Annotated in this window: 9 protein-coding genes; 3 read left to right on the top strand and 6 right to left on the bottom strand. The window is 64.9% G+C overall.

The genetic code is table 11. The features are described 5' to 3' along the window. Positions 1 to 145: 145 nt before the first annotated feature. From OXF11_20115 to OXF11_20095, 5 genes are all read right to left on the bottom strand, one after another. The gene (locus OXF11_20115) at positions 146 to 523 is read right to left on the bottom strand and encodes a hypothetical protein (GenBank protein ID MCY4489406.1); all 378 of its coding nucleotides are present in this window, start codon (positions 521 to 523) and stop codon (positions 146 to 148) included. Between the two features lie 1,233 nt (positions 524 to 1,756). Further along, the gene (locus OXF11_20110) at positions 1,757 to 3,079 is read right to left on the bottom strand and encodes a VWA-like domain-containing protein (protein MCY4489405.1); all 1,323 of its coding nucleotides are present in this window, start codon (positions 3,077 to 3,079) and stop codon (positions 1,757 to 1,759) included. Continuing rightward, positions 3,079 to 3,981, bottom strand: a complete 903-nt coding sequence (locus tag OXF11_20105; GenBank protein ID MCY4489404.1) for a hypothetical protein — start codon at positions 3,979 to 3,981, stop codon at positions 3,079 to 3,081. Before OXF11_20105 ends, OXF11_20110 begins: the two co-directional genes overlap by 1 nt. Before the next feature lie 17 nt (positions 3,982 to 3,998). After that, entirely contained in the window at positions 3,999 to 4,133 is a 135-nt protein-coding gene (locus OXF11_20100) for a hypothetical protein (GenBank protein ID MCY4489403.1), read from the bottom strand. Positions 4,134 to 4,144: 11 nt separating this feature from the next. Further along, the gene (locus OXF11_20095; protein ID MCY4489402.1) at positions 4,145 to 5,170 is read right to left on the bottom strand and encodes a MoxR family ATPase; all 1,026 of its coding nucleotides are present in this window, start codon (positions 5,168 to 5,170) and stop codon (positions 4,145 to 4,147) included. Positions 5,171 to 5,532: 362 nt separating this feature from the next. On the opposite strand from OXF11_20095, the gene OXF11_20090 reads away from it, so the two are divergent. Beyond that, positions 5,533 to 6,387, top strand: coding sequence for a hypothetical protein (locus OXF11_20090; protein MCY4489401.1), 855 nt, complete (start codon positions 5,533 to 5,535; stop codon positions 6,385 to 6,387). Between the two features lie 312 nt (positions 6,388 to 6,699). On the opposite strand, the gene OXF11_20085 is transcribed toward OXF11_20090, so the two are convergent. Beyond that, positions 6,700 to 7,110: a hypothetical protein gene (locus OXF11_20085; protein ID MCY4489400.1), complete on the bottom strand. Its 411-nt coding sequence runs from the start codon at positions 7,108 to 7,110 to the stop codon at positions 6,700 to 6,702. Positions 7,111 to 8,179: 1,069 nt separating this feature from the next. Between OXF11_20085 and OXF11_20080 the strand changes: the two genes are divergently transcribed. Both OXF11_20080 and OXF11_20075 read left to right on the top strand, forming a co-directional pair. Further along, the gene (locus tag OXF11_20080) at positions 8,180 to 9,340 is read left to right on the top strand and encodes a hypothetical protein (protein ID MCY4489399.1); all 1,161 of its coding nucleotides are present in this window, start codon (positions 8,180 to 8,182) and stop codon (positions 9,338 to 9,340) included. A 221-nt stretch (positions 9,341 to 9,561) separates the two neighbouring features. Continuing rightward, the gene (locus OXF11_20075) at positions 9,562 to 9,867 is read left to right on the top strand and encodes a hypothetical protein (GenBank protein ID MCY4489398.1); all 306 of its coding nucleotides are present in this window, start codon (positions 9,562 to 9,564) and stop codon (positions 9,865 to 9,867) included. Positions 9,868 to 10,112: the final 245 nt, after the last annotated feature.

The following is a 10,112-nucleotide window of genomic DNA, read 5'->3' as shown; positions in this document are numbered from 1 at the left end:
TTGGGGGGGCGCGGTGGGGGACCCCGGCCTCGGCCCGCCGGGCCTCGCCACGGCCGGCCGGCCACCCCCTCCCGGGGGCTGGTGGCGCGGCAGTGGAGGCCGAAGCGCCCGGGCGCCGGCTGGCGGGAGGGGCGCCGTCAATGGATCAGCGAAGGTGATCGTCGTCGTGGAGCAGCTCTTCTTCCATGTCGCAAAGCGAGGAATAGCGGCCTGTGCGGAACAGCCACTCGTCCATTTCGCCATCGTCTTCCGGCAACTGGTAACGGGAGAAGGCGGACCAATCATGGTGACGGAACCCCTGCCACAGGGCGCCCGCGAGGCTTGCAGCGAAGGTCCAGGCAATGGCCGCCAGCCAGAGCGGGCCGATGTGCTCCACGCCCGCTTCGAGCGCGAGCGCCGCGGCCGTGTACACGGCGGCGAGGGCAAGCCCGCCACGCACCAGGGCGCGGGCGCGCCAGGTGTGTCCAGCGCACTCCCGGCACGGGGCCGGGTTGCCGTCCTGAGCTGTGAATGTTCCCGTCATGTTCATGGCCTCCGTTCTGCCGGCGGGATCGGGGCGGGCGCCCGCCCCGGGGCTCGCGGGATCCGCCCGGCCCAGGCAGGCCACGGCCTCTCCGTGGCGGACTGCGCGCCGGAGGAGGCGGAAGCGTCACGTGGATAGATGGCTGAAGATCGGACGGCCACGTTTGTCCAGGCCATGGCCGTCCGGTGTGCCGAAGAGTCGTTCCCGAGATGTAGTGGAGGCAAGGACGGGCTCTGCGCCGATCACCTCGACCTGGTCACCCTGGAGGTTCGCGGAAGCAGGACACGGCGGAATGTCGGCCTGGCTGTCGCCGACCCCGTTGTCTTTGCCGATGGCGAGTCAGTGGGCGGTGTAGCGTGGGTGTAGAGTCATCCCGTCACCGCGGCAAATGTGACCGCCCGAACGCGGTTACCGTCTGGACCGGGAGGTGGAGCCTGCAGGTTCGACACCCGCAGGACGCGGGCTTTTTCGTTGAGGATGGCCGCTACATCCCTGACTTGGCATTCCGGAAACGGATGCGGTTTCCTGACGGAAGTGAACGCAGACCCGGGATCATGTGCATGGAGCGTCTTGATCGGTGACCGCCGACGTTCCCGAGGGGCCTTCAACCTGGGGCAGCATCCCGTCGGAGCAGTCCTCGAAGTAGCCGCAGCGGCCGCACACCAGGTGGCAGTGAGCCGAGGCCATCTCCGCGCCGCACCCCGGGCACGTCATCGGTCGAGTGCCGGGTGCGGAGGCCGTTTCACGATGAAGGGAACTCTGCAACCTGACTTTCCTCCCCGTTCTCCAAATGGAACCGGTGGTGTCGGTTCAGACAGCCGCCCAGTGCCAGCGCCATGACGACCGGATTCAGCGAAGATTCAGCCCGAAGTGACAACCCGTAGGATACTAGCAGACCAATGTGTCGCCGAGTATGTCTGTCTCGATGAGACAGGGGTTCATTTCGTGGTGCATGCGCGTGTTCGGGATCGGAATGCCGTGGATTCGGCGTAATGATCGCGGATTCGCTCATTCCGGCAGTGTCTGGCTCCTGGCGCTGCCGCCGGCGAGCCGCAGGAAGATGCCCGGGATGGCCGACAGGGAGCGGGGTCCGGGCCGAGAAGCATGCGCGCGGCACGGTCCCGATCCGGCGCCGCGCCACGGTCCCGACGCACGGCCTTCGCCTGTCCCCGTCGAGTGTTGGACCATCGCGGAGGCCCCGCACTTCGGGCAGCCGCCCCTCTGCCGGACATCTCAGCGGCCAATGTCAATGCGTTCGCCCCACGGCTCCCGGTTCCGCTCCGACGGGGGAGGCCCGTAGCTGACCCAGATCACATCGAAGGAGGGCTGGCTCTCCGGGTAGCTCGAGCACTCCATGTCCGTGAAATAGAGGCACACCGCGGGCTGTATCCCCTGCTCGTCGAGCCACTCGAAGCCCGGGCGGAAGTCGGTGCCGCCCCGGCCCTTGAGTGTGATCTCCTCGGGGAGCTCGTCAGCCGTGTACTCGGCCGCGTCCCGCAGGGCGGCGTCCACATGGAGCACGAAGACTCTTTCCGGCCTGATTTCGGCGGCGATCTCGCGGAGCTCCGCCCAGAACTCTGCGAGAGTCCGGGCCGGGAGCGAGCCCGAAGTGTCGATGATGACCGCAATTGTGTCGATACCTTCGGAGCGGATCGAGGGGAGGTAGAGGCCCGAGTCGATGAAGCGGCGGTTGGGCACGCTCCAGCTGTAGTCGCGGCTGGCGGCGTCGGTCATGTAGCGGCGCAGCAGCGTCCGCCAGTCGACCGCACTCGCGTGCGCGTTCCGGACGGTCTCCTCGACGCCGCCTGGCGCCTTGCCCTCGGCCCTGGCGATGCTGAGGGCCTGGTGCATGGCCTCGTCCCAGGCCTGCTCCTCGGCGGCGGTGTCCACGGGCGCCTCGCCGGAACCGGAGCCGTCGCTTGCGCGGCAGTCGGCGTCCATGACCTCGCCTGTACCGGAAGGATCATGGCTCGGCGGCGCACCGGATGCGCCGTCCCGATCCTGAGGGCTCTTCTCCTGGCCGTCACCGACGGGATCCGACGGATCGCTGGATTCATCGCCGTCGTCGTCGGGCGTCGGCTGGCCGGCGGTGTCCGTGCCGTTGGCGCCACCCTGGGCTGGACTGCCGTCGTTACCGGGATCGCCGTCCCCGGGCTCGGGCAGGCGGTCGTATGCCTGCTCCACGCTCAGGTCCTCCCAGGCTTCTGCCTCGGGCGGAAGCGCAAAGCCGGCATCGCGCAAGAGCGCATGGGTGACGAGCTGCGAGGCCGTCTGCCAGCGTTCCGGGTCCCGCTCTCCCCGGCGGGTGTGGTGTTTCAAGGCGCAGGCCATCACCACGCGCGCCATCGCGGTCTCGATCAGGTGGGCGTCGGTCTCTGCCACCCAGTCGGGCGAGTAGCGGATCTCCCGGCCGTCGCTCGCCAGTGTCCGGCGCGTGGGGTCGGCGCGGAGCGGGAGCCTCAGGACGAGGCTCCCGAAGAAGGGCTGCTTCTGCAGGAGCCCGGTCACGCAATCGCTGACCCGGATTGCGGATTCCCTGAGCGCGCCGGGTGACATCACGCTACCTGCCGCGCCGTTTCGGCCTGCGGTGCCGGGAGGTAGCCCGCGAACTGCTCCATGAGCGCGTCGGCGTCGCGCTTCACCTGCGCCCGGACAACGGGGTCGAAGGCACCGGACGGACGGAGGGAATCCGGCTCCACCCCCGCGATCCTGTCCTTCACCTGCTCACACAGCCGCGCGAGCCTCTGGTCGCCGAAGATGTTGAGCCGGGGAACGACGTCCACCACGTCCTGGACGTTGGAGATCATGGTGTCCCGGAACACCAGGGGCTTGCCGTCGTCGTCCTCTTGCAGACGCTCCGAGACCCGCTCCACCGCTTCGGCCAGCCGCCGGTAGAGGTCCCCCACGGCGTCGTGGAGCTGCTCTTCGATGTGCCGCTCGATGTCGCGCTTCACCCGCTCGGTGTCTTCGGATGCGAGCGTGGCGATGAAGTGGTCGGCGTCCGGCACCGACGTGATGCGGTAGCGGATGGAGAACCTGTCCCGGAGTTCCTCCTTCGAGGGATAGTCCTCGATGCGGAAGAGCTTGCCCAGGTCGATCCGGGCCTGCTCCACGTAGTCGTCGTAGTCCTCGATGAAGCGGGCGCGCTGGCGCACCAGCCGTTCCCGGAACCCGTCCATGACCTCGGTGTAGCGGTCGTAGTTGGCGACGGTGAGGAGGCGCGAGCCCTTGTCGTCCCAGGGCATGGACTGGGCGTAGTGCTGTGTGCGGCTCTCGTTCATGACGGCGTTGAGCGGCGCCAGGGCCGCCTTGGGGAGAAGCCGCTTGTTGTACCGGCCAGCGCTGGTGCTGGCGTCGTGGTGGACGGCGACATGGTCGCTCGCCTCCCGGTCATAGAGCCGGCCGGACCAGGCGCTGATGTGCAGGCCGACCAGCATGGCGTCGCGGTTGAGGTCCATGGGTTCCTCCTTTCGGGCTACCTGAGGGTCCACAGGGGGACGTTGATTGCAGCGCCCAGCTTCCGCCGTGCGGCCTCGCGGCTGCACGCCCGCACGACGTAGCCGCGCGAGGGGGCGTCGCCCGCCGGATAATGTGCGATTCTCCAGTGCATGGCCTTCCCCCTCACTGTGTCTTGGCGGCGGCCCAGCGGATGAAGGCCGGGGAGCGCTGGAGCGCCGGGTCGCGGCGCACGCACGCGCCCACCAGCGACTCTCCCACCTCCCGCCTGAGCCGCTGGGCGAAGGTGACGATGGCGTCGATGGTGACGTCCGTCGCAAGACGGTAGAGTGAGCCGCAGAGCGCCATCAGCGCGCTGGCGTTCTCGGGGATGGCCGCGTTCCCGGGGTCGTTCAGGACCGCTCTCGGATGGGGCAGTTCGCGCCAGACGTTCAGGAACGCCGAGAACTCCACTGCCGCCGCCTCGCCCACGGTCCCCCGGAAAAGCGCCCGCTCCGTTGCCGGATCGAGCCCGTTCCGGTGCTTGACGATGTTGCTGACAAATTCCCACGTCCTTGGGCACGGAAAAGCTTTCTCCGTGGACTGAGGGTCGAAGCGGTGCAGGAGGTCCGGTTCGTACGTGACAAAAAATAGTACCTCGGGAACGATGCCGTTGGCGGCACCCCACTCGAGCCAGTCCTCCGCATCGACACGGATCTCGACGTGAACGAATCGCGAGGCCAAAGGGGTGGGCATGCGGTGGACGACGCCGCGGTCCGTTTCACGGTTGCCGCAGGCAATGAGCGAGGCGCCCTCGGGAAGCTCGTACTCGCCCACCTTGCGGTCGAGCACCAGCTGGTACAGGGCCGCCTGAACCATCGGGACAGCGGAGGGCAGCTCTTCGAGGTTGATGAGCCACCGGCCGGGATCGTCGGACGGAGGCAGGAAGGCGGGCGGAGCCCAGCGGGTGCGGTCGTCGGCGTCGCGCCAGGGGATGCCGCGGAGATCGACGGGATCGAGCAGAAGAGCCCGGACGTCGACGTACCGGCGGTTCGTGGCCGCAGCGACCTGCTGGGCTATCTGGCTCTTGGCGGCTCCGGGCGGCCCCCATACCACCGCCGGCTGGCGGGCCTCGACCAGGAGTGCGAGCACCGAAGCGAGCTTGCTCGGGGGGAGCGTGTAGTCCGCGGAAATGTTGTCGGGAACGGTCATGGCGCAACCTCCGGGAGCGGGAAGTCGGCGCGGCGCGGTCTCTCTCGGGACCGTCCGGCCGCCCCCGCCGAAGGCTGGCCCTTCTACTCTTCTTCCAGTGCCAGATCCCAGGCCGGATCACCGGGGGGTTGCGCGGAAATCCTGGAACTGTTGATCACAGGGCCTCGAAGGCGCGGCCGTGATCTCCGGTGGTATCGCTGTCGAGCGTAACGGCGAGGTCCGTGACGGGACGCAGCGACGGGCGAGCCGGCGACTACCTCGCCCTGGCGGCGCCAGAGTGTGTCGCGGAAAGCATCGGGAGCCATGCCCTGCTTGCGTTTCCATGGCCCACCTGTGATGTATGATCCGTGGCGGAGACCGCGATGAGGACGGATCTTTCGGAGTGGCCCGGCGGCGTGGAACCGGTGTGGAGGCTTCTTGAGCCGGGGAGCGTCGAAGCGCTTCGCGCCGAGCCGTCGGCCGCGAACCGCACGCTCAGGCTCGCGGCCGACCTTCCGGACGAAGCTTTCGGTGAGTCGGCATTCGTGCGCAATGCGCTGATCGTGCTCGATCGGGTGGACAGGGACGGGTCGCTGCGGCTCACCGGCAAGGGGAACTTCGGGCGGGATGCGGTCGCGGCGATGCGCGAGTCGATGACCTGGCCCGGGATGGAGGCGACCGAGCATTTCCGCATGGGAAAGGCGTTTCGCGAGGGTGATGTGTGGGAACTCCATCTGCTGCATCGTCTGCTGGACATGGCTGGGCTGCTGGAGGGACGGGCGGGCGTGTGCCAGGTGACCGCCCTGGGGCGGGAGATGCTGGGGCCGGGAAGGCGGGGCGCGCTTCAGGCGATCCTGTTCCGGCACGTGTTCTGGCACGCCGAACTCTGGCGCTTCGTCCAGACGTTTCCTCGCGGGTTACCGGGGAGGTGGCCGCAGGACGACATGGGCGTGATCCTGTGGGGCCTCTCCCACATGGCCGGGGAGTGGCAGAGCGTGCGCACGCTCGCCACCCTTTGCGCCATTCACGACGATTCGGTGGCGAACATGCACTGGAATGCGGAGGGCACGATGTTTTCGGGACGCGCCCTCGGGCCGTTGCGTTGGTTCGGGCTGCTCGAATGGCGGTTGCCGCTGGATTTCCTCGATGATGCCCGGTGTTGGCGGAAGACCGCGCTCTTCGACCGGTTCCTGTCGTTCGACGTCCGGCTCGCGGAACGTCCGGCCGAGGGTCACTAGTGTTGCGGCTCAATAGTTGATTTCTTGTTGGCAACAGCCCTCCTTGCGCACCCTCGACTCGGCGTGAATAATGACCCTGCGGAAGCGGGGACTGGGGACTCCACGGCAGTAGAGCGTAAGCCGTAAGCCCGTCGCGAACAGTGCCAAACTGCCCTACGAACCAGGACCACCTCAGAAATCAGAGTTTGAGCCGCGGCAGCCCGCGCCCTGACGGACGTGAACCGGTAGCTGGAACCCCACAGGCGCATCGACGGAGGGTTCAATCGTGATGGGCGACGGCAGTGACCGCTACACTCGTGGAAAGAACATAAGTCACATCCGTGAGCACTTGAACAGATCGGTAGGCTTCGCAGATCTCCGTCCGTCCTTGTCCGGTGCACTGCCACGGAAATTGTAGTAGCGGCCTCCACCATCAGCGGAGATCACGAAGGCGCACTCAAAGCCGTTGTCTTTGAGACACCAATCCCACCTACGTTCAAGACCATAGATCTCGAATCTGGTGCGTTCGACAGTCCCGCTGAACCTCACTTCACCCATGCCGGCGCGCGTGTTCGCCGTCAGGGTTACAGGACACATTAAGAGGCAGCCGTCGAACCGGTCGCCGCAACGCCACTGTTCGACCCCTGCCTCACGTGGCTCAACCGACAGGTTCTCTGTTGGTAGGCAGGCCACTGCGAGCGCCGTCAGGACAGCGACCAGCCCCAGCAATATCCTTCTACTCATTCAGGTCTCCCATGAAGTAAAGGGCCGGGAAGCCACCGCCTCCCGGCCCCTCTTACCCGATGCCATCTCAGGCACGTACTCCACCGCCGAGTAGTTCATCCTCTTGTGGTTCCGGAGCCCCGCGTCCCCTGAAAGTTTTGGAAAGGTTTCGTCTTACTTCAGCCGGAGCGGTGAAAGCAACACTTCCTCGGATGTCTCACTGTTCAATGACAGTCTGCGAAGTGTGCCCCGCGTTGCTGTCTGTCAGTGTCAACCGAAGACGACGGGTACACCAGGGATTTTCCGACTTCGGAGCTTGATCCGCCGCCAAGACGCCGTGCGTTTTACTGGAGGCAGTACTTCTCGAAGGGACGGCGGCGGAGTCTTCTTTGCTCCTAGGGTGTGGCTAACTCCGAGCGCGCACGCTGCGTTCGTCCAATGTGCAACATAGTACGTCCAATGCTGACGCATATCGGTGGCACCTTTGCGGTGGCCGCGCGTGAAACCTCGCGATCGACAAGATCGACGCCGTGGCCGACAAGGGGTACTACAAAGTCGACGACGTCGAAGCCTGCGAGGCGGGCGGGGTTACGCCGCACGTGCCCAAGCCGGTGGACCGGTCCCCGACGAAGAGAAAGGGGCTTTTCACCAAGTCCCGGTTCCGCTACGACGGCGCGACGGACAGCTACGCCTGCCCCGGCGGCTATCGGCTGCAACCAGCCTATTTCCACCAACTTGGCGGCGGGACCCGGGTTCAGTTCATCAACCGGAGTGCCTGTCGAAGCTGCCCTCTGCAGCCGCGCGGCCGACCGACACGCATCGTCGCATCTCCCACTACGCGAACGAGACTATCCTGGAGCGCATGGTCGAACGCCTGGCCGCGCGGCCGGACCTGTTGGAACGCCGCGGGGCGTTGAAACACATGGCCCACGAAACCACCTCCACGCCACGACGAGTCGCCCCCCCCGCGCGGGGCGTGGCTTGAAACCTAGTGCTCGTGCTGCTACTCCCACTATAATAGGACAAGTTCCCCCCACGCGGGCGTGGATTGAAACCGCATATCTGAAATATCGAATGCCGGAGAAGCAGGATGCGCGAAGTAGGGTTCAAAGACTGGTTGGTCACCGTGCATGGCCTGAACGAGCGAACGGCCGACAACCGGCTTTCCAACTGCAGGCGAGTCGAGGCGCATGAGGGAGACCTAGACAGACAATGGGAGGAAGATGAGTTAGTCGGCCTGATCGATCGTCTGACCTATTCTAGGCAAGATCAGCGCGACGCAAGACGTCCGAGGCACAGGATAGAGATCGACGGCGACATCTACAACGGCACGGCAACATTGAAACAGGCGGTCGTGCGCTATCGCGAGTTTCGGGGTTCAGGAAAGGGAACGAACAGTTTGCCCAACGCTCTGGCGAAGCAGAGGTCGCAAGGGCGGCTGGCCGGACGGCCGGGAGCAGGCTGGCCGGTATGGTCTCAGCCGAACGACGAGGATCTCCTTAAGCTTGCCCAAGCGATGGCACCATTCGTGCGGTTCCTCGATCCCGGCATAGTCTACGCGGTCGTCGAAGACAACCGGCGCATGGGGGTAGACTGGTCTGCCCGACTGGAGGCGTTCGGCATAGATCCCACCATTTACCTGTGGGAAGGCTCGCCCTGCGCTTTTCCGGGTGTTCGACGTTATGCTGGAAGCACGGAGATTGCGGTGTTCCGGCAACGGGCCACATCAGATAAAGTTCCCCCGCAATGCCTTGTGCTCGACGACAACGACTATCCGAAGCATTTGTGGGCGTTCGTCTTCACCAGCAAGCCGTTTCGTAAGCGCGGACCGAACGGCTATCAGCTTGCGCACCTCTTTGACCACAAGGAGTACCGTAATCGGTGGCGGGACGAGTTGGACTATCTGCCGGGCGCAAAGGAGCCGGTACTTCCGTACGGGTTGTTCACGAGCGCGGCGAACTCGGTGTATTTGCCTGGCGCTTTTTTGAGGCCCACGGACTTCTCGCCCAGGCTGCGGAGTCTTATCCAGAGACGGGCGCTGCAACTCTACGGCAAGATCTGCCGCATCGTGCCGCCGCCCTTGGCGGTAAAGCCTTGCGAAGACGAAACATGGGCTCTCGAAAACTTTCTGTGGAGCGCACCTCTGGGCGACATGGACAACGTTCGTGACTTTCTGGAGTTCCGCCGCCAGCGTATGATCGAACTTATCGATAAACGGTGTGCGGCCATGAGGACTGACGGAACCCGTTGAGGTGCGGGAATCGGTCAGTCCGATTGCGACAGGTTCAAGGGTGAGAAACGTTAAGCAGTCTGCTTGGCCACTTTTGTCAACTGATCCGAAACTTCGGGTTGCGGATATGATAGCCGGGCAAGGCTTTGGTGGCTTCTGGTAGTGTGAAAAGGCGGGCCTGACGGAAAGCCATTGGTTGTAGTGCATCGCCAAGGTTGCTGGGACAAAGAAAGAAGGGCGGAATGCCAGTTGATCGCGAGAATCTGGGGAACTTGGTCGAGGTGGCTTGGCGCGAAGCAAAGCAAAGAACTGAGAATCGGAATGCAGAGGGTGGCGACGTCAACAAACGACGATCTGAGGAGTGGGTGGACTGTCTCGCGAAAGGTTTCCGGAGAAGCTACGCTGATCGCAGCCACCGGACATTCTGGAAAGGCAACCGTTCCAACAGGATGGAATTCTTCAGGAATGAGTTTCTGTTCGATGTGGTGGTAGGCCACATAAAAACTGTGCGCTCACTCGGGCAGAACCCGAAAGAACTCCAGTTCTGAGGTGGTCCCACTTCGTTGGACAGGAAGGCGGCAGAAATAAGGTGTATTCCGAAGTGATCGATCATGCCGCCCGGGTCCTGTTTAACACGTCCTGCTGTTCGGGCAGAGCCGGCAGAGGGGCAGGTGAGCCGGGGCGCTGGGTCGGCCTCTGCGCCAACATCCCCTTCTCGTAGGCCTGGGCCGGCGTGGCGCCTCCCAAGGCAGAATGTGGCCTGTCCTGATCATAAAATGCGAACCAGCTTGAA

The organism is Deltaproteobacteria bacterium, from assembly GCA_026712905.1.
Classification (GTDB): Bacteria; Desulfobacterota; Binatia; order UBA9968; family JAJDTQ01; genus JAJDTQ01.
The sequence above is the reverse complement of the archived record's forward strand: the minus strand, read 5'-3'. Positions and strand labels throughout refer to the sequence as shown.

What these genes read in the sequence shown, in the direction of transcription:
- OXF11_20115 (MCY4489406.1), bottom strand. Translation starts at nt 523, where the DNA reads ATGACGGGAACATTCACAGCTCAGGACGGCAACCCGGCCCCGTGCCGG.
- OXF11_20110 (MCY4489405.1), bottom strand. Translation starts at nt 3,079, where the DNA reads ATGTCACCCGGCGCGCTCAGGGAATCCGCAATCCGGGTCAGCGATTGC.
- OXF11_20105 (MCY4489404.1), bottom strand. Translation starts at nt 3,981, where the DNA reads ATGGACCTCAACCGCGACGCCATGCTGGTCGGCCTGCACATCAGCGCC.
- OXF11_20100 (MCY4489403.1), bottom strand. Translation starts at nt 4,133, where the DNA reads ATGCACTGGAGAATCGCACATTATCCGGCGGGCGACGCCCCCTCGCGC.
- OXF11_20095 (MCY4489402.1), bottom strand. Translation starts at nt 5,170, where the DNA reads ATGACCGTTCCCGACAACATTTCCGCGGACTACACGCTCCCCCCGAGC.
- OXF11_20090 (MCY4489401.1), top strand. Translation starts at nt 5,533, where the DNA reads ATGAGGACGGATCTTTCGGAGTGGCCCGGCGGCGTGGAACCGGTGTGG.
- OXF11_20085 (MCY4489400.1), bottom strand. Translation starts at nt 7,110, where the DNA reads ATGAGTAGAAGGATATTGCTGGGGCTGGTCGCTGTCCTGACGGCGCTC.
- OXF11_20080 (MCY4489399.1), top strand. Translation starts at nt 8,180, where the DNA reads ATGCGCGAAGTAGGGTTCAAAGACTGGTTGGTCACCGTGCATGGCCTG.
- OXF11_20075 (MCY4489398.1), top strand. Translation starts at nt 9,562, where the DNA reads ATGCCAGTTGATCGCGAGAATCTGGGGAACTTGGTCGAGGTGGCTTGG.